This is a genomic window from Candidatus Methanoperedens sp. BLZ2 (assembly GCF_002487355.1).
Classification (GTDB): Archaea; Halobacteriota; Methanosarcinia; order Methanosarcinales; family Methanoperedenaceae; genus Methanoperedens.
On sequence record NZ_NTMG01000066.1, the window covers coordinates 76,940 to 97,500 of the forward strand.

The following is a 20,561-nucleotide window of genomic DNA, read 5'->3' on the forward strand; positions in this document are numbered from 1 at the left end:
TATATTGCTTAAATACATATCTCTTCATCGAATGAGACTTAATGTTATCCAGCTTTTTATTAATTCCTCTATAATGATGTCAAGTCTATTTATTCCGATCTTTGCAAGTGAATTACATGCAACAGGGACTCAGATAGGGATTATAGGAGCATGTTATGGGCTTGCGCTTTTCCTTTCAACGTATATATTCAGCAGGGCCGCAGATAATTATCCCCCAAAGATGCTTCTATATATCGGTTTTGTAAGTTCATCCATAACTTTTTTTATCCAGATGTTTGCATACGACCCGGTCAGCCTTGCGATTTTACGCGCTCTTGCAGGATTTAGCATCGGTATTTACCCGGCAGTGCTTTTGCTTTATGTTTATAACCTGAAACGAAGCATCGGGAAATTCAGTTCATTCATGCCTCTTGGCTGGGCGCTTGGTAATCTGATGGCAGGAGTTATAGCTGTATACTCAGAGATTTTCACTATTGCATCTCTTTTGTTTGCAGCATCGTTCCTTATTACATTAACACTTCCTGCAACCCGGGCCGGTACAAAAAAGAAAACAAATTTTTTCTCAGTTGAACTCCTTAAAAAAAACTGGTATATTTATTTTCCATTTTTCTTGCGACAAATTGGGGCAAATGCTGTCTGGTTAATCTTCCCCTTATATCTTGCCAGTCTTCATGCCAATAAATTCTGGATAGGAATAATATATATGTTGAATCCCGGGCTTCAATTCTTTATAATGAGGCGGCTTGACAGATATGATAATAAGTTCCTGATCCATGCAGGCGATCTGCTTTCTGCGGCAGCATTTATTGCTTTGATACCATTAACGATTTTTTACCAGGCTGTTCCTGGTCTTGCCCTGATCGCTTTTTCATATTCATTTCTGTATGTTGGCTCAACGAACGAGCTAATAAAGAATAACGAAGAAAAAGGAGCTGCTGCCGGGCTGCTTAATTCATCCATAGCCCTTGCCTCTATTATTGGCTCCTTAACAGGCGGAATTGTTCTTCAATATTTTGGATTCAGGGGTGTTATGGCAACAGGTGCTTTATTTGCTTTAATCGGTTATGCGGTCATGTTGTTGGCCGATAGGTCTCACATACCCTAAAAAAGTTCATGAGAAGCTCGTTTCCTTTTTCAGTATGAGAGACTTCAGGATGCCACTGGACACCATATAAGGGCTTTGTCCTGTGTTTCATAGCTTCTACTTCGCATATCCGGGAATGGGCAAGCCGGATAAAATCAGGCGGAAGTACGGATACTTCATCTGCATGTGATGCCCATACGTTCGTCCTCGGCCCAAGTCCTTTTAAGATATCGTTTTCTTCAATGATCTCTATTTCAATTGCAGCATATCCACCCGCAGAGCCTGTTCTCACTGCCCCGCCATAAGCCTGCGCCATGACCTGGTGACCCAGGCAAATGCCAAGTATGGGAAGGTCAAGTTCTTTAACATAGACGCTGCAATTTCCCGCGCGCATAAGTGTGGGGCCGCCGCTGAGTATCAATCCATCCGGTTTTTTTTCAAGGATCTCTTCTATGGAAGAAGTATTTTTCATTAGCTCTACTTCCTGGTCAAGATCTCGTGCAGCACGATGTATCAGGTGGCAGGTCTGGCCATAGTTATTGATAACGATGATTTTTACCATTTTATGTGAAATTGTTGTTTGGGTTATTAAATAATACTGCAAGCTCACCTATATACGCTGCATAGAGAATATCTATATTAGGTGCAAGAATTGCATAAATCGATCCTGGTGGGAAATCCAATGGGAAAAATAATCGAAATGAAAGAATTGAGAAATAAAAATTATGTCTTCAGAGATAGGGTACATGCAGGGGAACTACTTGCCAGCAGACTGAAACCGTACATCGGAAAAGATTCTAAAGATTCCATAGTGCTGGCCATACCATCAGGAGGTGTCCCTGTAGGAAATACTATTGCAAAAAAACTTGGACTTCAGATGGATTTAATAATCGTCAGGAAGCTTCCCATTCCTTACAACACTGAAGCCGGGTTTGGCTCTATGAGCTGGAATGGAGAGGTAAAGCTCAATGAGAAATTAGTGCACCAGCTTCAATTGAGCGATTCTGATATTGATCCGATTATCGCAGATGTCAAACGTGAGCTTGATAAAAGGATGGAAATATTCAGAGGAAAAAGACCTTTTCCGGAATTAAAAAACAAGACAGCGATAATCGTGGATGACGGGCTGGCTTCAGGTTACACCCTTCTGGCAGCCATAAGTTCCGTAAAAAGACTATCTTCTGCAAAGATCATTGTCGCAGTTCCAACTGCATCGAAAAACGCAATCGATCTTGTTGCTCCCTATGTTGATGAAATTTTCTGCCTGAACATCCGGGAAACAAGCATATTCGCTGTGGCTGATGCATATAAGGAGTGGCACGACCTTACAGAGCAGGAAGTATTGAAAATATTAAGAAAATGATATATTACTCATGATCTTGTAGAATAACCTTTTTCCTTCCATGCTGTCATACCTCCCATAAGGTTATGCACTTTCTTTAAACCCCCGCGCGCCAGAATGCTCGCTCCAAGCCCTGACCTGTTTCCTGTGGAGCATACAGAAACAACAGGACGGTCTGATGGAAGCTCAGACAGCCTTTTCTCAAGCTCTCCCACATAAATATTCACAGCGCCCGGAATGTGACCCTGTGCATATTCCTCCTTATCGCGTACATCCACCACAAATAAATCCTCTTCTTTCAGTTTCTCATTAAGACCTTCCACAGTATACAGGCCGCTCTGTTCCAGCGGCATTCCATGATTCATCCAGTCACCAATCCCTTCGCAGAGATACCCTTTGACTTTATCAAGGCCAACCCGTGAAAGATATCGTTGCGCGGCCTCAACATCTCCCTGCCTCTCGGTCACAAGCAGGACATCCCTTTCATAACCAATAATCCAGCCTGCAAACTGAGGCAATCCTCCGAGCCATATATTATACGAACCCTTGATATGCCCGCCTGCAAAGGAGAAAGGAGAGCGGGTATCCACTATAATGGAGTTGTCCATGCCCATAACGCCTGCAAAAGCGGGAGCATCCATGGGCTCGACCTGACCGGGCTCAAGCAAACGCGGACCGTTCAGGTTGTGATTCGCCATTCTGGCGAAATAAGGAGGCAGCGGAATATTTTCTTTCTTTTTTCTTTCGATGAATTCCTCACGAGTGAGTCCAAGCATGGGATTAGCAGCCCGCTCGTAGCCGATTGTGCTTATTGCAATATCTGACATTGTGCCGCCGCAAGCCGAGCCTGCTCCATGTGCGGGATACACGATTGTTCCATCACCCAGAGAAAGGAGCTTCCCATGCACAGAGTCGTAAAGTATAGACGCATATTCAGCGATCTTCTCCCTGCCAGAAAGATCTGTCCGCCCCACATTGCCATAAAAAAGTGCATCTCCGGTAAAAACAGCAAGGGGTATTTCTCCGGAGGGTGCATATAGCACAAAGCTCAGGCTTTCCCGGGAATGGCCCGGAGTCTCAATAACCCTGATCCTTATGCCGCCGATATCGAAGGTATCAGTCTCAGTTGCAGGCTCACCATAGCCAAAATTAAGTCTGTAGCTATGGATAATCCTGCAACCGGTTCGCTTTTCAAGTTCCAGCGACCCTATCAGGTAATCCTCATTGCAGTGAGTCTCAAAAACATACCGTATCCTGCAGCAGTTGCTTTTCGCGATCTTAATATACGAATCCACATCTCTTTTAGGATCGACTACGAATGCATTATTATCATTCCCTGCAATATAAGAGAAATGAGAAAGCCCTTTAGAAACAAGTCTCTCAATGAACATCCACTCTCACCTCAAGAAGAAATGATCACCACTGATATTAAATGTTGTCCTCTTTCGTATGCTTGTGCAAATCGATAATAAACAATAGACTTTTATTATTCCAGACCAGTATTAATTATCATCAAAAGGGGAGAAAAATCATGAATGAAATCGAAGTTTCGGATGAGGATCTGGAAGGATACCTTGCAGCGAGAAGTTTTACCAGAACAATTGGTGAGGAGATAGTGAACAATATCAAAGTCGGCATGACTGAAAAGGAAGTAGGGGATGTTGCCTCTCTGGTTTTCAATAAGAATGGCGTGAAACAGCACTGGCACATGCCTATCATTGGTGTGGGAGAGGGAAGCACAAAATTGAGAAGTATGTATGCTCTTGTATCGAGCTATTTTACCGGACATAAGCGTATTTTGCAGGAGCACGATATTATTTTGATAGACATAGCACCGATATACAACGGTTATCCGGGAGATTACACAATAAACCATGTAATAGGGAGCAATCCTGACCTTGAGGCTCTGGCTGTATATGCGCGTGATGTTTCGATCAAGATTGCCGGGTATATAAAAGAGGGAATGATCGTAGCAGATGTGTTCCACCGGGCACAGGAACTTACAGGCAAAAACCCTGACTATACTTTAGCATACCCTCCCTTTATTTCCATGGGACATCGTTTGTGCAGGATACCTCCACTATGGCAGATATTTCCTGAAGCCGGTCTTAATTATTTGCTCTTCAGAACCAATGGACCTTTTATTACATCAAGTAATAACACCCTGATGAATGGACTCTGGGTCATCGAACCTTACTTTATATATAAAGGGCGGGCCGCTAAATTCGAACAGCTTGTATTAATTGGAAAGGAGACGAGGATTCTATAAAAACTGTGATAACGGATGCTCTTTGCCCTTTTTGCGGTTGTTTATGCGACGATATCACAATTGTAGTTGAGGATAATAATCCGGGCGAGACAGCAGCCAATGATGTACTTTACCTGAATGAGGTGGAGATATTAAATTATTAGCTACTGAGGGTACAAAATTTCCTCTTATCCAGCTTTGCACCTAAAGGACTGTTTTTGAGCGACTTTAGATGCAGGCAACATACTTTAAGGGGCAGATTAGTTTTAAATGCTTATGATGAACAGTCTTTATATAATTAGAGAACTTCAATTAATCCTTCAAATTAGCATTTATTCGTTCTTTATATTCTTCATTTTTTGTATATAATCGGTTGATTTTTAACTTATAGTTACTTAGAATATGTATTATCGACGTATTATCATCAACTAAATACTCTGTTCTTTTTTTACCTGTATCATAATCAGGATTCTTAATGATCTTAATACTTTGATCCTTATCTGCGAACGGATAGTCAGGTTCGCCTAATCCTCTGTACGGGCTAAGCTCGGTAATAGGGAGATTTTTCTCAAATGGAATATACCAACACTCCTCAATTTTAGCTGCTTTGACAATAGATTCCCCAACGATCGGATATAAAAATTCAGATGGAAACTTATCATTTAGTCCAATTAATTTTTGTTCCTCTTTAGCTTGTTTCAGAGTTTTACGCTTTAATATATTATCTATAAGTTCAATTAAATAATCATCTTGTATATTATAATCCGTATCAGAATTCCAATCTCTTTTGGCATGGGCTACATCATTTAGTGTGTTAAAAAAATACGAATCATTGTACTCCAAAAATTTTTTCGACGATTCAATGTCTTTGAATAAATCAATTAAATCGAAATAAGAGGATACTACTTTTCTTTCCATTAATCCCCTATATACTTCCTTGGCCATCCACTCAAATGCAACTGTCGCTTTGTGGTAGATTACAGTGCTGTAAAAGAAGTATCTGCACATTAGATAGTGCTCTACGGCTTTTCGAGCCTTTTCATTGACAGCAAATCGATTCTCTTCTGGCACATATACAAGATTTCGTATGATTTGATCCATATCAAAGATGCCGTATATAACCCCTGTTTCTTGAGAATCCCGCAATAGATAATCAAACCTATCTGCGTCTAATTCTGAATGAATTATCAACCCTTCAGGGCCGGGATAAGTTCCCGCAATAATTTGCGCTATATATCGTATCTTATCTTCAGAAAATCCCCCATCTTTCAGAATATTAAAAATTTCGGTCTGAAAAATCACTATAGATGCCATCCTCTCGTGGTGGGCAAAATCGGCAGAGGCGTTTCTATTGATGTGAAGTTCACAATTTAAATCATGAACTTTATGGCCAGTTAAAACAATGTTACCACTTTTTTCGATATTTATTGAGACTTCACTAGTTTTTATCTTTGATTTTGCATCTTCTTTAACAACACTTTCCACAATATGAGATAAAGGATAGTGACCAATATCGTGAAGCAATGCTGCCATTCTGATTAATTCACGTTTCTTAGAAAATATATCATTTTCTTCTTGAAGGCTAATTACTATCTTGTCTGCTATCTGTAATACACCTAAAGAATGGTTAAATCTATTATGCAAAGCACCAGGGAAAACATAGTCTACGAATCCCAATTGTCTTATATTACGCAATCTTTGAAAAAATGGTGAATCGATAATTTTACTTTCTAATTCTGTTACTTTTATAAATCCATGAACATTATCATAAAATTCCCTAAACGGCTTAATTTTATCTATAGCCATGACCGATTTTAACCATTTTAATTAAATTTGGATAGATGGTCATATGCCTTTTTGATGAGGGATTCTATATTATCGATTTCATTCAAAACAGGTTTTGCCTCTAATAGTCTCCTTCTTAAATCAGGAAACCTACCTTTTCCAGAAAAATTTGCTTTGTTGATATAATGTAATGATGCCAATACTTCTAAATAATTTACGTTATTTATATCGTCTCCTAATTTATTCCTAAAATCGTTTAGTTCCTTAACAATACGCTCGTTGTCAATAAATACTAGATTTTTATTCTCCTCATACACCGCATCGTCTATTTCATATAATACGTGTGCCAATGGAGATGAATATGGGCCCTTGATATACCAATTGAAACCATAACCTAAAGAAATACCTGAAGATTGTAATAGATAAATAATCTTTTGGTATTGGATACGTCTATCGAATTGTGACATATTGGGTTTCCCTAATCCTATAACATCTAATACTTTACACAATACCTCCTTTTGTGTCATTTTTTTAATATCTCCTATTTTCCTACAATATACCTCTTAAATCAATTTTATCGGACGTTGAAGGACCAATTTGATGAAATAAGGTGATGGAATTGACGCAATTATAAGCCTTCCCTGCTTGATTTTTATCATTGTATACGTGCCTAATTTGCCCTGTATCTTTTTGCCCTTCACCTTTTATAAGAGTCATTGATACGTTAGTATCAATGATGCTAATTATGTATAAAACTATCCATATAGAAATATCTTGCGTAACGGATTTCTGGATAGATATACCAGAACTAAAATCGTTCTAATTCTTTTCTGAACCAATATGAAATAGTGGGATAGAAGACTTTAGGGGCAGGCATCATACTTCATGTGCAAGTGGGACTTTAAGTGCAAAGCTCTCTCATCCACAACATATTTATGTCTCAAAATCCATAATACTTTTGCGGTTAGTTATTGGTTAAAAGATTAATTATAATCATATATTCAGGAGGTTAGATATGAAACCGATTATCACAGCAGAACTTGAGGTTGTCGCCCTGGGGACTGGAAGCACAAGTATGAGCCCTTATATTTCCGAGGCTGTAAGAGCTATCGAAAAGTTAGGTATTAAATACCAGTTAACTCCGATGGGGACGGTAATAGAGGTATCTTCTATCGATGAAGCTTTCAATACAGCAAGAGCAGCACACGAAGCGGTTATGAAAAAAGGCGCACAGAGGGTTGTCATACATCTTACAATCGATGACAGAAGGGATACTCCAAAGGATATGGACGAGAAAATAGAATCTGTGGAAAGTAAAATTTAGTCCACTTTTGTTTTTGTCCAAGCTCCACCTTCAACACAGCTATAAATTCCACCAGTGTGCCTCCTAAAATCAGGCATGTATTTATGCCATATAGTTATCCATGAGCTGCGCCTTTTGAAGACAAACCTGTATCATCTTTATTAAAACTCAGATCCAATTAATCCATTATGTGGTTCGACGCATTCCTCCTGGCTTTACAGTATCTTTTATCAGTAATACCTGCAACGATCGCAGGTATTATCCTGATGGAGCTGTTGATAGAAATGGGGTGGGTCCAGAAACTTGGCTTCATAACTGCGCCCTTCATGCGCTTCGGGCATCTCCGGGAAGAAGTCGGCGTGGGCTTCTTTGTGTCCTTTGGGTCCCCAACAGCCGGGAATTCAATGGTGGCAGATCTTAACAAAAAAGGATTGATAGACGATAAAGAAACCCTGATTGCATCTCTTGTAACATCTTTTCCTGCAACATTCATCTTTGTAAGGGATCTTACTCCTGTACTTGTAATATTGCTTGGGACTACAGGAATCATATACCTTGGCATAGTTGTGGGAGTTGGACTTCTTCGAACAGCGATATCCCTTGCTCTTGGCCGCTTTCTATTGCCCCCTAAAAAGACTGCAATTATACAACGAGATATAAAGACGAAAAAATTCAAAGATGCGCTGCAAAGTGCAATCTTATCATCATGGGTTCCCCTGCGCAGAATTATCCCAATGATGATAATCGCTGCAATAATCGTGTTTCAGCTTATCGATATAGGTTTTTTCGATATGCTATCTGCATATCTGAAGGACCTGCCTGTTCTGAAATCTCTTCCTGTGCAAGCTCTCCCCATCATTGCAGCATGGTTTGCAAGTAATGTCGCGGCATATACGATAGCAGGTAAGCTTTTAACTGATGGCATGATGACATCAAAAGAAATCGTGATAACGTTGCTCCTGGGCCGGGTGCTTTCAAGCATGGTGCGCCTGCGATTCACCATTCCTTATTATACAGGGATTTTCTCTCCTAAATTGGGAATGCAAATAATGCTTCTTGCCACACTGATGCAAGAAGGATTAACCATAATTGTCATCGCCTTTCTTTCAGTCTTCTGGTAATCGACGATTATATGACACAAAAGGAGTATCAAAAGAATTTAAGTGCTCCGATCGGGATTTGAACCCGAGTCACTGGCTATCTTTATTTCAGCACCTGTTGGCGCTTAAAACTTGAAAGGCCAGAATGATTGGCCTGCTACACTATCGGAGCATAGTAGGCCTAATAATACACCAGTCTATTTAACGGTTTGGTAGAAAAAAAATATTGTGCAGTCCCGAGAAAATTATAAGAAAGATTAAAAGTCTAAAATGCTGCTAATTTTCAAATTTCAGTCGATATATTTATATAGTGCAAAGAAGGGTTTTTAGTATGGTGTCGAAATGGAAGATAAATGTCCGAAATGCGGTGAAACTCTCATAACCAGGACCATTAAGAAAAAAATAGGTCCTGGCAGTATTGAATATCCGGTTGCCCAGACATGTCCGAAATGCAATTGGAACAAAGACCTGACAGGTGCAGGAGATGTAGTTGCAAAACCTGTGATGCAAGATGCAGATGAAGCTAAAAAAGAGAAAAAAGAAGAGAAAAAAGTGCAAATAACATCCCAGGTAAAACCACTGGATTTGACTGGCACTGGCACATCTAAACCAGCAGCTTCTCCATCCAGTATCAATTCGCTGATCATGATTGTTCTGGCAATCCTCGTTGTAGGTGCTATTGCATGGGTATTTTTCGTGGATCCGACTGAAGAAAAACAGGATGATCCGGTTGCGACCCCAACGCCAATAATTACCAGTACTCCTGTTCTGACTCCGGCAGCTACAGTTGTTCCGGAAGTTAAGGCATCAGGAAAGCAGATATCAGTGAGACTGGAAACAAATAGAGGTATTAATCCAAAATCAGTCACAATAAAAGCCGGCGATGAAGTTGTATGGATAAATGATGGAACATACGCAGTTACTCTCGTAAGTTCCGATGATCTTTTTGAAGATAAACTCCTGAATAATGACAAACGCACAAATTATACATTCAAGACATCCGGAAATTTCAGTTTCTATCTTAAAAATGATAAAAACCTGGCCGGAACTATAATAGTTGAAACTTAAACCATAGTCCAGTCAAGCTGGAATCCATCAAGGGTCATGAGGATTATCTTCTGCTTCAGGCCAGGCAGATCATAAGGTAACTCTTCAAACCCTACATATAATTCATCACCCGGATTTATTTCCGGGGGTGCATTGGGTGTTTTGCCGAAAAAGTATTTCTTGTCTGCCTTTCCATCTAATACAACTACATTTCTCCAGCCTTTTGCCTGTGCTACCCGTACAACAGTACATTTCCTTTTGAATTTCTTTAAAGTTTTTTTCACTCCACCGATCTCGGTTTCAGTAGTCTGGATCACATCAGTATCATTTTCTGCCATTTTTATCACACCATAAGAACCTTGATATACCAGCTTATGTATTAAACCATACTATTAAAGGTGATACTTATGGGACTTCCAGCAACCAAACGTTATCTGATCGAATTATTGCACATGCATAAACTTACTTATGAACAAGTAGCTAAATATGCGGATTTACCTGTTGAAAGGGTAAAAGCCATAAAGAAGGGTGAAGAACCCACGGATATAGAACAATACAAATTAAAACAGGTAGCTTTTTCCTTATCCGAGCTTCGTTCGAAAGATACAGGCGAAACGATGGATTAAATAAAATATAAGAATGAATGATGTTGAATTCATTAAACATCCCCTCATAAAATCTGACACTGTCGAGCAGAGATTATACCAGCTCTCCCTTGCAGGGGAAGCTATTAAGAAATCAAGTCTTATAGTGCTTCCTACAGGTCTTGGAAAAACCATAGTAGCATTACTCGTGATGGTATCACGTCTCCCGAAAGGGAAAGTATTGCTTCTTTCCCCGACAAAACCGCTTGTGGAACAGCATGCATCTTTTTTCAAGGATACCCTTAATATTTCTCCTGAAAACGTTGTATTGTTTACTGGAAATACAAATCCTGGCAAGCGGGAAAGTATGTATGAGAAAGCACAGCTGATCATCTCCACACCCCAGGTCATAGAGAATGACCTGCTCGGGAAAAAAATAAGCCTTGAAAACGTTTCCTGCATCATTTTTGACGAAGCGCACAGGGCAACCGGAAATTATTCCTATGTTTATATCGCGAAAAAGTATATAGAGCAAAACCCCGACCCTCTCGTCCTTGGAATTACAGCAAGCCCCGGAAGTAATACTGAGAAGATACAGGAGGTTTGTGCAAATCTCCGTTTAAAATCAGTTGAGATAAGGACTGATTCAGACCCGGATGTTAAACCATATATTTTTGATAAGGACATCGAAAGGATATATGTTTCCGTACCTGTCGAAATGAAAGGTCTGAAGGGATTAATGGATAAAGTCCTGAATGACAGGCTGACAAAATTACAGGAACTCGGGCTTTTATCTAATTTCCAGAAACGGCTCTCAAAAAGGGAAATGCTTGATCTCCAGGTGCGTTTGCAGGCGCAGGTTCGTTCTTTTCCCGACCAGAAGATCTACCAGGGGATATCTCTTCTTGCCGAGATCTTCAAGGTCAGCCATGCTATAGAGATATCAGAAACACAGGGGTCATCCGCCCTATCAAAATATTTTGAGCGTCTTGAGAATGAGGCATTGTCCAGAGGGGGAAGTAAAGCTGCAAAACGCCTCATGGACGACCTGAGCATGCGCCAGGCCGTACATCATCTTGGGGGCTGTGACGGCAATAACCCGAAATTGAATTTAGTAAAAGAACTTGTTGAAAAGCAAATTACGGATGCGCCTCAATCGCGTGTTATCGTATTCACCAATTACAGGGATACAGCAGAACTTGTCGCAAATTCGCTTAAAGAGATACCGGGTATCAAGCCTGTAAGGTTCGTCGGGCAGGCAAGTAAATATAAGGATACGGGTCTTACCCAGAAACAACAGGTAGACATTATCCAGAAATTCAAGGACGGGGAGTATAATACCCTGGTTGCAACTTCTGTTGCCGAGGAAGGGCTGGATATACCTGCCACCGACCTTGTGGTATTTTTTGAACCCGTACCATCTGAAATAAGGAGCATACAGCGAAAAGGAAGAACAGGAAGAAAGCACGCCGGAAGAGTTGTTGTCCTGATGGCAAAAGGATCAAAAGATGAGGCATACCACTGGAGCAGTAATTATAAAGAGAGACAGATGGTCAAGACCATGAAAAATCTGGATATTGACCTTGATGCTCAGGAAAAAGATAAAACAGACGAATCACAATCAGACGGGCAAACAAAATTAATGGATTTTTCAACTGCCCGGGTATCAAATTCCGAAGTCCACAGGGTGAAGGTCTATGTTGATAAGAGGGAAATCCGTTCCCATGTTGCACATTCTCTTGAAAATATGGGTGCGGAAGTGATCTTAAGAACACTTGAAGTGGGAGATTACGTAGTGAGCGACCGTGTTGGCATAGAGAGAAAAACTACAGAAGATTTCCTTAGCACTTTCCTTGATGGGGGCCTCTTTGGCCAGATATCAGACCTTGCGCGTGCTTACAGGTGCCCCCTCCTCATAATTGAAGGTGAGGGGCTTTATTCAAAGCGCCAGATCAATCCCAATGCAATTCGCGGCGCGCTTTCAACTGTAGCGATTGATTTCGGGGTTCCGGTGTTATTCAGCAAGGATGAAGAAGATACTGCGGCATTGATAAGTGTAATTGCAAAAAGGGAACAGGCAGACGAACCGAAAAAGGAAATAAACCTTCATGGGACGAAATCTGCCTCAACGCTTCCTGAACAGCAGGAATATCTGGTGTCTGCTATCTCGGAAATAGGGCCAGTCGTTGCAAAAAACCTGCTGCGGCACTTTGGCAGCGTAGAGAGGATCATGACAGCATCACGCGAGGAATTGATGGCTGTGGAACTTGTGGGACCAAAGACAGCAGACAGGATAAGGGAAGTTGTGAGCGGGGAGTATAAAGGTTAAAGGTTATGTTAATTTACGCCAACTATTTGATATATGCCTCATAATTTAAGGGGTACATAAGATCGTAGCATGTTGGATGTACCTGAAAATTTCAAGCACATATGGGATCTTCTTTAAGTTTTTGATGCTGTAATTTTTGCTGAGTGATTTCCTGCTCTGCAAAGCGGATATTAAGCGAGTTTAAGAATTTGACGAGCTTTTTGACTACAATATCGTCTCTGTTTATTTGATATAACTTAGCATTTCCCACTTGCCTTGTCATTGTAACCAACCCAAGTTTTTCCAGTTCAGGCAAGGCTTTCATAAGGGTTGTATAATGTATACCAGCCTCATCTGAGATATCGGTGAGTGTTAAGTCCATATCTTGATATTCCCAGAGAATATCAATTATCTTGGCAGTTGCAGACCCTGTAAAGAGTTTTTCTAATGACATATTTTTCCTTTTCCACAAATTTTAGTCAAGCACATATGAATGGTTAGTTAGTTATTTAGTGTGCAGATTAGTGCGTATTAAGTATTATATATTCTAAGTATATATACCTACTCATTGTGGGTAATTATTTATAGTTTCTAAACTATAATCTACTAAATGCAAAAAAGGCAAATCGATATTGTCAAGAACCATATCCTCAGACGTTTTCTTAATAAAACTATGATTGGAATGAACTACGTCAATAGACAAAATATCCATGTCAAAAAAATTGGTGGTGATATAGTTCAAAAAGCTATTGATGAACTGATTAAAGATGGTTTTTTAGAAACACACCATAAAGACTGTATCAGCATAAATCCAAGAATGTTAAAATCAATAGGCGAACACCTGGAAAAAAGTTGATAGGCCAAAAAACGCTAATAAGCCCTGTACCTAGAAGATTTTATTCCTTGATATCTTTTTTATAAACCATTTAACCGGGATGAACATAGACACTTCCTCCTGATATTTCCTGTATTTATCCCCGAATTTTGAAAGCAGCCTTTTCTCTTCGATGAACGCGCCTATAACTAAATAACCTGTTATCAGCAGCACTGCTGTTAAATCAAGGAGAGTCATTCGCATTTTAGTTATCAGAAGAAGAATTCCCGATGTGTAAAGCGGATGGCGGACTAATGCATAAGCTCCACCTGTAACAAGTACATCTTTCTTCTGACGCTTTATGCCGATAAATTCAAGGATATCTATCTGCAACAAGGCATATCCGAACATACCGATAGCGCCCAGGCGCACAAAGACAATAACAGGATAGAAATTCTGCGGGATCGCATAAATTGGAGGGGTGGAATTTGAATACGTTATCCACACAATCAAAGCAGGAGCAAATAAGGGAACGCTGATCAAAGAATATAGCAGCCTGTAATACCGGAATCTTTTTCCAAGCAGCTTTTCTGCCTGGTTTTTGGCACGATCCGTAGCAAGAAGGCTGTGAATGACCGTAAAAAAAAGAAAATATAAAAAGAACTTTATTATGTTGTCCATTGTGTATCATTTTATTGTGGTTAAACTATTTAATTGCTTTGTGTCTTATATCTGAAAATCTATTTATGCAAACAGGTTCTTATTATATGCGGGAGAATGCAAAAAGGGAAAAATCGCAAAAGGAGCATGTTATACAAGTTTGAAGATAAAGAGCCCGTTATTGCAAAAAATGCTTTTATCGCAGATACTGCATGTCTTATCGGAGATGTATCAATAGGTGAAGGAACAAGCGTGTGGTTCAATACCGTCATCCGCGCTGACAGGGCAAAAATAAGTATAGGTAAAAATTGCAGTATCCAGGATAACACTGTAATACATTCTGATGAAACCGATGTTGAAATTGGCGACGGGGTTATCATAGGTCACTCTTGCGTGATGCATGGGCGGCTTATAGAAAACAATGCCCTTATTGGCATGAATGCCACAATACTTCATGGGGCTCAAATAGGGGAATCAGCAATAATCGGAGCAGGTGCATTAGTGCCTTCGGATTATAAAATACCTGCCCACAGTGTGGCTCTGGGTGTGCCATGTAAAATTGTCAGGATGACTTCAGAAGAAGACCTTGCAATGATAAGAAATACGCAGAACAATTATAAAAAATTGACCAGGCAATATTTGAAAATTTGAAATCAACAAAATAAGGTGAATACTTGCGAAACATCGAAATCGAAGAATTTAGGGCAACCCCGATAACTGAGCGAAAAGTCGAAGTTGTAGAGCGAAAAGGACTTGGACATCCTGATTATATCTGTGATTCCATAATGAACGAGGTTTCCATTCGCCTGTGTAAGGAATATATGGAGAGGTTTGGAGCTATCATGCACCATAATATCGATAAGGGAATGCTTGTTGCAGGCGAGGTGAAAACAAAATTCGGAGGCGGGGTGATATTAAAGCCGATGCGCATCATTTTCGGGGACAGGGCTACTTTTGAAGTTGAAAATGAGTTTATAGATGTCAATACTATTGCTATTGGCGCTGCAAAAGAATGGATTAAGAAGAACTTGCGCTTTGTAAACAGTGATTCTATTTATTATCAGGTTGAACTTGCCAGGGGTTCGGCAGAACTTACTGATATATTCAAGAGAAAAGATGCAATACTTGGGGCTAATGATACTTCGGCGGCTGTTGGATATGCACCCATGACACCCACAGAAACCATGGTACTTCAGACCGAGCAGTATTTGAACTCCCCGGATTTTAAGAAAAGATTTCCTGAATCTGGCGAGGATATTAAGGTCATGGGCTTGCGGGAAAAGAATAAACTCAGTTTGACCATTGCAGATCCACTTATCGATATGTTCATCGAGTCAGAAAGCGGGTATTTCAAGAAAAAGGCAGAACTGGCAGAAGAGATAAGAACATATGTTATCGAGAGGACGGAATTTGAACCTTCCATTTCCCTGAATACTCTTGACAGGGAAGGGCGGGGCATGGGAGGGATTTACCTCACAGTAACCGGAACTTCTGCTGAGGATGCGGATTCCGGCCAGGTGGGGCGCGGGAACCGCGTGAACGGCATCATTCCACTGAACCGTCCGGTAAGCAGCGAAGCAGCGGCCGGGAAAAACCCTGTAAGCCATGTGGGAAAAATTTACAATGTCCTGAGCCACAGGATCGCAAATGAGATCTATGTCAATGTCCCGGACATAAAAGAAGTCTATGTATGGCTTTTGAGCCAGATAGGAGAGCCAATCGACCAGCCAAGGATCGCGGCTGCGCAGGTCATCATGGAAAGGGGAACGGTTGAAAGCGTGGAAAAAGAGATGAATGAGGTTATTGACAGGGAGCTTGCCAACATCCAGGAATTCTGCATGGAGCTGGCGTACGGGAAGATCCCGGTGAACTGATCAGAGATCTTTCAATTCTTTTGCCTTTTGTGGCAGCCTCTTTTCGATCATTTCAAGAAGCGCATCGTAATCCCCTTCTGCAAGCGAGCGAACGTCCTCGTCTCCTCGCAAAATAAGATCGACAAGGTAAACAAGCTCTTCATCTGTCAACCTGTTAGCCCTGTTCGCAAAGTCAACAGGTGATTCTGATAACTTATGAGAGACCGGAAGCAGGATGAATTTGTAGTCATGTCCAGGCGCGGGACCTGTTGCGCCTTCGAGTTCCGGCGCAAGTTTATTGAGGATTTTTTTGTCAAGATCTGATAATTGTCTCATGAGATTCTCCATTCATTAAATAGTGCATCATAAAAACATCACGATCAAATCATTCTTAATTTTTTCAAAATCTCTATCCAGAGTAACTAATTCAAGACCACTATCTTTCGCAATTTTATACTGGTAAGCATCATCAAAATCCAGCCCGAATTTTCTTTTTATATCAGACAGATTTTGATATGATCGTTTTGATAAGGTAATAATTTTCACATTCGGAAGAATATCTTTTACAAATTTCTGGAAAATTTTTTCTTTTTTATTCCTGAATAATATTACTCCAATCGAATGCAAAGAAAAGTCAGAAATGCATAGGTTCCCAATGTTTTTTTCGAGAAATTCTTTGCAGGCTTCCTGTCTTTCTTGTGTTAGCAGAACTTCCAAAAAAATATTTGTGTCGATGAGGTACATTACCTCCACTCCAATGCTTTATGTTGGAGTGATACTGAGGTATATTTTTTTTTTAGGTCTGACAAACCTCCTTCCCAGTCAAATTTAAACTTATTTTTTTTTGCTCTTTGTTGATATGTTCCTTTTTGCAATAAAAATTCTATATAATCTAAAACTTCTTCTTTCAGGTCTTCTGGCAATTGATCTAATTTTGACGTGATAACTTGTGTTTCCATTTCATCACCGAGTGCGTTTACACATTTATCATAGTCCTATTATAAGATGATTGGGTATCTATATCTATCGGATATTTAAAATACCAGATTTACATCCGCTTCAAGTATCATATCGGTCAATTCCGGAAGCGTTATCTTTTTTATCCCGCTTATGATCTCAGTATCGGCAATATTGCGTTTGGCAATATCCCTGTCAAGTGCATAGAAACTTACAAGTTCTATGTTCTTTGTGATTTCAGATTCCACGGTCGGGACATCCTTGAACCAGGTTGCCTGATCTCCATATCCTGTCTTCTGTCCTTTCACTATTGAATGAACGCCGCCGCTAACGAAGATCATTGAAGCTTCATTTCCTGCCGCGACCTGTGAAGCAGCCATCGGGACTGCTGAAAATGCATCTTCTTTTCCGTAAGGAGGCTGTGTTACGATTACATTTACTTTCTTGCTCATGTTGATCACCCTATCAGTATTGTCTTGTCAGATTCTGCTGTCCATTCGCCAAGGTCATAAAGTCCGCCGATCAATACGCCTTCTGTCTGCTGTTTTGTTACGCCTCTGGCATCCGTGCACTTTATGCAGGCGATAGCATCTGCTTTTGGCTGTTTTATCCCTTTTTTGACCATTATCCCAAAAATTGTCTCTACGGGAGGGAACTCTTTTGGCGCCTGGTCCCTGTGGGCGATTATTGTTGCATCAAGGTAGTTAAAGAAGTTGACAGTTATGCCTTTTTCTTTAGCCGCGTGTGCAAGTCTTATCATCGTAAATACTCCTTCATCCCTGTATGGGCCGTTTATTGAAACAATCGTAAGCTGTTTTCCTGTCATTTTATCACCTAAAACCAGACTACTCTGTCATATTCCATTATATAATCAAGAAGTGTGCCTATTTCTTTTATTTCCACACCGCCAATTAATTTGTTAGTAAGCGATCTTGAAAGTACTGCTTTATCGTCAGCATATATCTTGATGCCCTTCTTCTGGGCTGCTGCGAGTTTATTACCAAACTCGGACTTTCTTGCAGCGGTTATGCCGTCTTCAATGAGATATAATGAGACATCATTTCCTTTTTCCTTTGCATTCAACCCGATATCAAGCACAAGGTCGGGTGTTTCCGTAGTATACGGGTCTTTTGATAGGACGAGTAACAGGTTTGTCATTTTCTTTCCTCTGTAAGATTCTCTGATAGGGTTAATAATCATTGATTGAGTTTTAAATGTTTCCATGTAGGCAATGTTAATAAACCATGCCGACCATTTCGCAGGAAGTATGCCGAGGTAGCCCAGCGGCCTAAGGCGCCGGTTTTGAAAACCGGTTGTGCACCGCACAGCGGGAGTTCAAATCTCCCCCTCGGCGTTTGATTTTTTATCCGGCTTTGCGGATAATTCCGGTTAATGCCCATTCATAAATCGCAAGGTCATGAGAGCTGTGAAGTATGAATCGCACTTCTTCAATTCCATCAAATTTTTCCAGGAATCCAATGACAGCGTTGAGAGCTACAACACTTGCTTTTTCAACAGGATATCCATAGGCGCCTGTGCTTATTGAAGGAAAAGATATTGTTTTGATCCCGTTTTCAATCGCAACCTTAAGACTGTTCTTATATGCATCTGCAAGCAGTTGCGGTTCTTTATCATTTCCGCCATGCCAGACAGGGCCCACAGTATGTATCACTTTTTTTGCTTTCAGTGCTCCGCCTGTTGTGATCACTGCCTGACCCGCTGGCAATCCATCGGGATATCTCTTCCGTATTATTTTGCATTCATTCAAAATATCAGGCCCGCCCTTCCTGTGTATGGCGCCGTCCACCCCGCCACCTCCCATAAGGCCAGGATTTGCGGCATTGACAATAGCTTCAGTTTCCTGTTCTGTGATATCCCCGCATACAAGGATAAGTCTGATGCTTCCGAGTCCGAGTGTCGTTTCCATGAGAAAACATCTTTTTATATCGCTTCTTTTCCTCTTTCTCCAGTCCTTACCCGGACTATTTCTTCTATCGGCAGGATAAAGATTTTACCATCACCAATATTACCCGTCCTTCCGGATTCACAGATTATTTTTATAACCTTTTCGACGCCCGCATCATCCACAACAAGCTCGATCTTTGTCTTGGCAAGCATATCTACCCTGTATTCTTGCGTGCGATATTGCAATACAACTCCTTTTTGCCGCCCCCGTCCTTTTACTTCATATGTGGTAAGACCGATAAAACCAGCGATAGCAAGCGCTTTCTTGATTTCTCCAAGCTTTTCTGACCGTATTATCGCTTCGATTTTTTTCATGAGATCACCAGCCTATTTCGCATAAGTCATCCTGCTTTTTAAACATATGCCTTCTCTCCATGCTGTGTTATATCAAGGCCTTCTATCTCTTCATCATCGCGGACACGAAGACCCATGGTCGCATTAAGTATCTTCAATATAATAACTGTCATCACAAATGAATAAACGCCAGTCACGACGACTGCGATAAATTGGGATATGATTAAACCGAAACTACCAAAAACCAGGCCATTTGCCCCGGCATGATTAATCGCAACCGATGCGAAAATCCCGGTTGCAAGGACCCCCCATGCGCTTCCAACTCCGTGACAGGCAAATACATCAAGCGAATCGTCGATATTGGTTTTGTGATTCTTGAAGTGCATTGCAAAATAGCATAAGATCCCGGCTGCGCCTCCTATGATCATTGCGGAAAGCGGCCCTACGTATCCTGATGCAGGTGTAATTGCGGCAAGACCTGCGACTCCGCCTGTGACAATTCCAAGGGCATTGGGTTTTCCGCCATGCTTCCAGCTTATTGCCATCCAGGTGAGAGCTTCTGCCGCTGCGGATGTATTTGTCACGATGAAAGCGTTTGCGGCAAGGCTTCCGGCAGAAAGTGCGCTTCCAGCGTTGAACCCGAACCAGCCGAACCACAGGAGAATCCCGCCCAGTATTGTCATCGGAACATTATGCGGCGCCATGTTATCGCTCTTAAAACCAATGCGTTTTCCAATAATGATCGCTGCAGCAAGCGCTGATAACCCGGCGCTTATATGTACAACGAGGCCGCCTGCAAAATCAAGGGCGCCAAGTTCCCGCAGCCAGCCCCCGATTCCCCAGACCCAGTGCGCTATCGGATCATATACAATTGTAGTCCAGATTAGAGTGAAAACAATGAAGGTGCTGAATTTCATCCTGTCTGCAAAAGCGCCGGTGATGAGGACCGGGGTTATGATTGCGAACATCGCCTGGTATATCATGAATACGGATGCTGGTATCGTAGGGGCGTAATCAGGATTTGGAGCGGCCCCAACGCCGTTTAGCCCGATCCACTGGAGTCCGCCGATCAGGCCGTGCCCGCCAGCGTCAGTACCAAATGCAAGACTGTACCCCAAAAGTATCCACTGGATGCTGATAAGTGCAAGAACGATGAAGCTCTGAGAGCTTGTCTGAAAATTAGATAAACCTTGAGTAATATATTGTTCGTATATGAA

General features: G+C 41.1%; 28 protein-coding genes and 2 tRNA genes. 13 read left to right on the top strand and 17 right to left on the bottom strand.

Going from position 1 to position 20,561, the window contains the following annotated elements:
• The first annotated feature begins 31 nt into the window (after positions 1-31).
• Positions 32-1,105, top strand: a complete 1,074-nt coding sequence (locus tag CL181_RS12960; protein WP_097299733.1) for an MFS transporter — start codon at positions 32-34, stop codon at positions 1,103-1,105.
• Here CL181_RS12960 and CL181_RS12965 read toward each other — a convergent pair.
• Positions 1,071-1,646: a GMP synthase subunit A gene (locus CL181_RS12965; protein WP_097299734.1), complete on the bottom strand. Its 576-nt coding sequence runs from the start codon at positions 1,644-1,646 to the stop codon at positions 1,071-1,073. The genes CL181_RS12960 and CL181_RS12965 overlap by 35 nt on opposite strands.
• A gap of 120 nt (positions 1,647-1,766) precedes the next feature.
• Between CL181_RS12965 and CL181_RS12970 the strand changes: the two genes are divergently transcribed.
• Positions 1,767-2,447, top strand: a complete 681-nt coding sequence (locus CL181_RS12970; RefSeq protein ID WP_097299735.1) for a phosphoribosyltransferase — start codon at positions 1,767-1,769, stop codon at positions 2,445-2,447.
• Positions 2,448-2,455: 8 nt separating this feature from the next.
• Here the strand turns inward: CL181_RS12970 and CL181_RS12975 are convergent, their stop codons facing one another.
• Positions 2,456-3,817: an MBL fold metallo-hydrolase gene (locus CL181_RS12975; RefSeq protein ID WP_097299736.1), complete on the bottom strand. Its 1,362-nt coding sequence runs from the start codon at positions 3,815-3,817 to the stop codon at positions 2,456-2,458.
• A 140-nt stretch (positions 3,818-3,957) separates the two neighbouring features.
• Between CL181_RS12975 and CL181_RS12980 the strand changes: the two genes are divergently transcribed.
• Both CL181_RS12980 and CL181_RS20495 read left to right on the top strand, forming a co-directional pair.
• Positions 3,958-4,695, top strand: a complete 738-nt coding sequence (locus CL181_RS12980; RefSeq protein WP_176505219.1) for a M24 family metallopeptidase — start codon at positions 3,958-3,960, stop codon at positions 4,693-4,695.
• Between the two features lie 5 nt (positions 4,696-4,700).
• On the top strand, positions 4,701-4,838 hold the full coding sequence (locus tag CL181_RS20495; protein ID WP_176505220.1) for a hypothetical protein: 138 nt from the start codon (positions 4,701-4,703) through the stop codon (positions 4,836-4,838).
• Positions 4,839-4,986: 148 nt separating this feature from the next.
• Here CL181_RS20495 and CL181_RS12985 read toward each other — a convergent pair whose 3' ends face one another.
• Together CL181_RS12985 and CL181_RS12990 are read right to left on the bottom strand one after the other, a co-directional pair.
• Positions 4,987-6,480 (bottom strand): HD domain-containing protein, encoded by a 1,494-nt coding sequence (locus tag CL181_RS12985; RefSeq protein WP_097299738.1) that lies wholly within the window; start codon positions 6,478-6,480, stop codon positions 4,987-4,989.
• Between the two features lie 17 nt (positions 6,481-6,497).
• Positions 6,498-6,986: a hypothetical protein gene (locus tag CL181_RS12990; RefSeq protein WP_097299739.1), complete on the bottom strand. Its 489-nt coding sequence runs from the start codon at positions 6,984-6,986 to the stop codon at positions 6,498-6,500.
• Positions 6,987-7,474: 488 nt separating this feature from the next.
• On the opposite strand from CL181_RS12990, the gene CL181_RS12995 reads away from it, so the two are divergent.
• Together CL181_RS12995 and CL181_RS13000 are read left to right on the top strand one after the other, a co-directional pair.
• On the top strand, positions 7,475-7,783 hold the full coding sequence (locus CL181_RS12995) for an MTH1187 family thiamine-binding protein (RefSeq protein WP_097299740.1): 309 nt from the start codon (positions 7,475-7,477) through the stop codon (positions 7,781-7,783).
• Positions 7,784-7,950: 167 nt separating this feature from the next.
• Positions 7,951-8,883, top strand: coding sequence for a nucleoside recognition domain-containing protein (locus CL181_RS13000; RefSeq protein ID WP_097299741.1), 933 nt, complete (start codon positions 7,951-7,953; stop codon positions 8,881-8,883).
• A 43-nt stretch (positions 8,884-8,926) separates the two neighbouring features.
• Here CL181_RS13000 and CL181_RS13005 read toward each other — a convergent pair.
• Positions 8,927-9,034: transfer RNA gene (locus CL181_RS13005), tRNA-Glu, on the bottom strand.
• A gap of 170 nt (positions 9,035-9,204) precedes the next feature.
• On the opposite strand from CL181_RS13005, the gene CL181_RS13010 reads away from it, so the two are divergent.
• Positions 9,205-9,930 (top strand): cupredoxin domain-containing protein, encoded by a 726-nt coding sequence (locus CL181_RS13010; protein ID WP_097299742.1) that lies wholly within the window; start codon positions 9,205-9,207, stop codon positions 9,928-9,930.
• Here the strand turns inward: CL181_RS13010 and CL181_RS13015 are convergent.
• Complete coding sequence (locus CL181_RS13015; RefSeq protein WP_097299743.1) at positions 9,927-10,247, bottom strand: hypothetical protein; 321 nt, start codon at positions 10,245-10,247, stop codon at positions 9,927-9,929. The genes CL181_RS13010 and CL181_RS13015 overlap by 4 nt on opposite strands.
• 69 nt (positions 10,248-10,316) lie before the next feature.
• Here CL181_RS13015 and CL181_RS13020 point away from each other — a divergent pair, with 69 nt between their 5' ends.
• Both CL181_RS13020 and CL181_RS13025 read left to right on the top strand, forming a co-directional pair.
• Positions 10,317-10,535: a sigma factor-like helix-turn-helix DNA-binding protein gene (locus tag CL181_RS13020; RefSeq protein WP_097299744.1), complete on the top strand. Its 219-nt coding sequence runs from the start codon at positions 10,317-10,319 to the stop codon at positions 10,533-10,535.
• 13 nt (positions 10,536-10,548) lie between these two features.
• Positions 10,549-12,822, top strand: coding sequence for a DEAD/DEAH box helicase (locus CL181_RS13025; RefSeq protein WP_097299745.1), 2,274 nt, complete (start codon positions 10,549-10,551; stop codon positions 12,820-12,822).
• Positions 12,823-12,913: 91 nt separating this feature from the next.
• Here CL181_RS13025 and CL181_RS13030 read toward each other — a convergent pair whose 3' ends face one another.
• A complete protein-coding gene (locus CL181_RS13030) occupies positions 12,914-13,255 on the bottom strand; it encodes a winged helix-turn-helix domain-containing protein (protein ID WP_097299746.1) in 342 nt (113 codons plus the stop codon).
• Positions 13,256-13,411: 156 nt separating this feature from the next.
• Here CL181_RS13030 and CL181_RS13035 point away from each other — a divergent pair, with 156 nt between their 5' ends.
• Positions 13,412-13,657 carry a hypothetical protein gene (locus CL181_RS13035; RefSeq protein ID WP_097299747.1) on the top strand — a complete coding sequence of 82 codons (246 nt, stop codon included), beginning with the start codon at positions 13,412-13,414 and terminating at the stop codon, positions 13,655-13,657.
• Between the two features lie 30 nt (positions 13,658-13,687).
• Here the strand turns inward: CL181_RS13035 and CL181_RS13040 are convergent, their stop codons facing one another.
• Positions 13,688-14,296 (bottom strand): isoprenylcysteine carboxylmethyltransferase family protein, encoded by a 609-nt coding sequence (locus CL181_RS13040; RefSeq protein WP_097299748.1) that lies wholly within the window; start codon positions 14,294-14,296, stop codon positions 13,688-13,690.
• Positions 14,297-14,422: 126 nt separating this feature from the next.
• Between CL181_RS13040 and CL181_RS13045 the strand changes: the two genes are divergently transcribed.
• Complete coding sequence (locus CL181_RS13045) at positions 14,423-14,926, top strand: gamma carbonic anhydrase family protein (protein WP_097299763.1); 504 nt, start codon at positions 14,423-14,425, stop codon at positions 14,924-14,926.
• Positions 14,927-14,949: 23 nt separating this feature from the next.
• Complete coding sequence (locus CL181_RS13050; protein WP_097299749.1) at positions 14,950-16,149, top strand: methionine adenosyltransferase; 1,200 nt, start codon at positions 14,950-14,952, stop codon at positions 16,147-16,149.
• On the opposite strand, the gene CL181_RS13055 is transcribed toward CL181_RS13050, so the two are convergent.
• The 6 genes from CL181_RS13055 to CL181_RS13080 all read right to left on the bottom strand — a co-directional run bounded on the left by CL181_RS13055 (position 16,150) and on the right by CL181_RS13080 (position 18,243).
• Entirely contained in the window at positions 16,150-16,464 is a 315-nt protein-coding gene (locus tag CL181_RS13055; RefSeq protein WP_255251565.1) for a hypothetical protein, read from the bottom strand. It lies immediately after the preceding gene.
• A 27-nt stretch (positions 16,465-16,491) separates the two neighbouring features.
• Positions 16,492-16,872 carry a PIN domain-containing protein gene (locus CL181_RS13060; protein ID WP_097299751.1) on the bottom strand — a complete coding sequence of 127 codons (381 nt, stop codon included), beginning with the start codon at positions 16,870-16,872 and terminating at the stop codon, positions 16,492-16,494.
• Positions 16,872-17,087, bottom strand: coding sequence for a DUF2281 domain-containing protein (locus CL181_RS13065; protein WP_097299752.1), 216 nt, complete (start codon positions 17,085-17,087; stop codon positions 16,872-16,874). Before CL181_RS13065 ends, CL181_RS13060 begins: the two co-directional genes overlap by 1 nt.
• A 75-nt stretch (positions 17,088-17,162) precedes the next feature.
• Complete coding sequence (locus CL181_RS13070; protein WP_097299753.1) at positions 17,163-17,537, bottom strand: DsrE family protein; 375 nt, start codon at positions 17,535-17,537, stop codon at positions 17,163-17,165.
• 5 nt (positions 17,538-17,542) lie between these two features.
• Positions 17,543-17,911: a DsrE/DsrF/TusD sulfur relay family protein gene (locus tag CL181_RS13075; protein WP_097299754.1), complete on the bottom strand. Its 369-nt coding sequence runs from the start codon at positions 17,909-17,911 to the stop codon at positions 17,543-17,545.
• A gap of 8 nt (positions 17,912-17,919) precedes the next feature.
• Positions 17,920-18,243 carry a DsrE family protein gene (locus tag CL181_RS13080; RefSeq protein ID WP_176505221.1) on the bottom strand — a complete coding sequence of 108 codons (324 nt, stop codon included), beginning with the start codon at positions 18,241-18,243 and terminating at the stop codon, positions 17,920-17,922.
• Between the two features lie 111 nt (positions 18,244-18,354).
• On the opposite strand from CL181_RS13080, the gene CL181_RS13085 reads away from it, so the two are divergent.
• Positions 18,355-18,439: transfer RNA gene (locus tag CL181_RS13085), tRNA-Ser, on the top strand.
• A 9-nt stretch (positions 18,440-18,448) separates the two neighbouring features.
• On the opposite strand, the gene CL181_RS13090 is transcribed toward CL181_RS13085, so the two are convergent.
• From CL181_RS13090 to CL181_RS13100, 3 genes are all read right to left on the bottom strand, one after another.
• A complete protein-coding gene (locus CL181_RS13090; RefSeq protein WP_097299756.1) occupies positions 18,449-19,012 on the bottom strand; it encodes an O-acetyl-ADP-ribose deacetylase in 564 nt (187 codons plus the stop codon).
• A gap of 14 nt (positions 19,013-19,026) precedes the next feature.
• Positions 19,027-19,365 (bottom strand): P-II family nitrogen regulator, encoded by a 339-nt coding sequence (locus CL181_RS13095; protein WP_097299757.1) that lies wholly within the window; start codon positions 19,363-19,365, stop codon positions 19,027-19,029.
• A gap of 38 nt (positions 19,366-19,403) precedes the next feature.
• Positions 19,404-20,561, bottom strand: a 1,158-nt coding sequence (locus CL181_RS13100; protein WP_141398909.1) for an ammonium transporter, incomplete at its 5' end; no start/stop codon positions are given.

Excerpts from the sequence above, each read along its gene's own strand:
- CL181_RS12960 (WP_097299733.1), top strand. The coding sequence starts at position 32 with ATGAGACTTAATGTTATCCAGCTTTTTATTAATTCCTCTATAATGATG.
- CL181_RS12965 (WP_097299734.1), bottom strand. The coding sequence starts at position 1,646 with ATGGTAAAAATCATCGTTATCAATAACTATGGCCAGACCTGCCACCTG.
- CL181_RS12970 (WP_097299735.1), top strand. The coding sequence starts at position 1,767 with ATGGGAAAAATAATCGAAATGAAAGAATTGAGAAATAAAAATTATGTC.
- CL181_RS12975 (WP_097299736.1), bottom strand. The coding sequence starts at position 3,817 with ATGTTCATTGAGAGACTTGTTTCTAAAGGGCTTTCTCATTTCTCTTAT.
- CL181_RS12980 (WP_176505219.1), top strand. The coding sequence starts at position 3,958 with ATGAATGAAATCGAAGTTTCGGATGAGGATCTGGAAGGATACCTTGCA.
- CL181_RS12985 (WP_097299738.1), bottom strand. The coding sequence starts at position 6,480 with ATGGCTATAGATAAAATTAAGCCGTTTAGGGAATTTTATGATAATGTT.
- CL181_RS12990 (WP_097299739.1), bottom strand. The coding sequence starts at position 6,986 with ATGACACAAAAGGAGGTATTGTGTAAAGTATTAGATGTTATAGGATTA.
- CL181_RS12995 (WP_097299740.1), top strand. The coding sequence starts at position 7,475 with ATGAAACCGATTATCACAGCAGAACTTGAGGTTGTCGCCCTGGGGACT.
- CL181_RS13000 (WP_097299741.1), top strand. The coding sequence starts at position 7,951 with ATGTGGTTCGACGCATTCCTCCTGGCTTTACAGTATCTTTTATCAGTA.
- CL181_RS13010 (WP_097299742.1), top strand. The coding sequence starts at position 9,205 with ATGGAAGATAAATGTCCGAAATGCGGTGAAACTCTCATAACCAGGACC.
- CL181_RS13015 (WP_097299743.1), bottom strand. The coding sequence starts at position 10,247 with ATGGCAGAAAATGATACTGATGTGATCCAGACTACTGAAACCGAGATC.
- CL181_RS13020 (WP_097299744.1), top strand. The coding sequence starts at position 10,317 with ATGGGACTTCCAGCAACCAAACGTTATCTGATCGAATTATTGCACATG.
- CL181_RS13025 (WP_097299745.1), top strand. The coding sequence starts at position 10,549 with ATGAATGATGTTGAATTCATTAAACATCCCCTCATAAAATCTGACACT.
- CL181_RS13030 (WP_097299746.1), bottom strand. The coding sequence starts at position 13,255 with ATGTCATTAGAAAAACTCTTTACAGGGTCTGCAACTGCCAAGATAATT.
- CL181_RS13035 (WP_097299747.1), top strand. The coding sequence starts at position 13,412 with ATGCAAAAAAGGCAAATCGATATTGTCAAGAACCATATCCTCAGACGT.
- CL181_RS13040 (WP_097299748.1), bottom strand. The coding sequence starts at position 14,296 with ATGGACAACATAATAAAGTTCTTTTTATATTTTCTTTTTTTTACGGTC.
- CL181_RS13045 (WP_097299763.1), top strand. The coding sequence starts at position 14,423 with ATGTTATACAAGTTTGAAGATAAAGAGCCCGTTATTGCAAAAAATGCT.
- CL181_RS13055 (WP_255251565.1), bottom strand. The coding sequence starts at position 16,464 with ATGAGACAATTATCAGATCTTGACAAAAAAATCCTCAATAAACTTGCG.
- CL181_RS13060 (WP_097299751.1), bottom strand. The coding sequence starts at position 16,872 with ATGTACCTCATCGACACAAATATTTTTTTGGAAGTTCTGCTAACACAA.
- CL181_RS13065 (WP_097299752.1), bottom strand. The coding sequence starts at position 17,087 with ATGGAAACACAAGTTATCACGTCAAAATTAGATCAATTGCCAGAAGAC.
- CL181_RS13070 (WP_097299753.1), bottom strand. The coding sequence starts at position 17,537 with ATGAGCAAGAAAGTAAATGTAATCGTAACACAGCCTCCTTACGGAAAA.
- CL181_RS13075 (WP_097299754.1), bottom strand. The coding sequence starts at position 17,911 with ATGACAGGAAAACAGCTTACGATTGTTTCAATAAACGGCCCATACAGG.
- CL181_RS13080 (WP_176505221.1), bottom strand. The coding sequence starts at position 18,243 with ATGACAAACCTGTTACTCGTCCTATCAAAAGACCCGTATACTACGGAA.
- CL181_RS13090 (WP_097299756.1), bottom strand. The coding sequence starts at position 19,012 with ATGGAAACGACACTCGGACTCGGAAGCATCAGACTTATCCTTGTATGC.
- CL181_RS13095 (WP_097299757.1), bottom strand. The coding sequence starts at position 19,365 with ATGAAAAAAATCGAAGCGATAATACGGTCAGAAAAGCTTGGAGAAATC.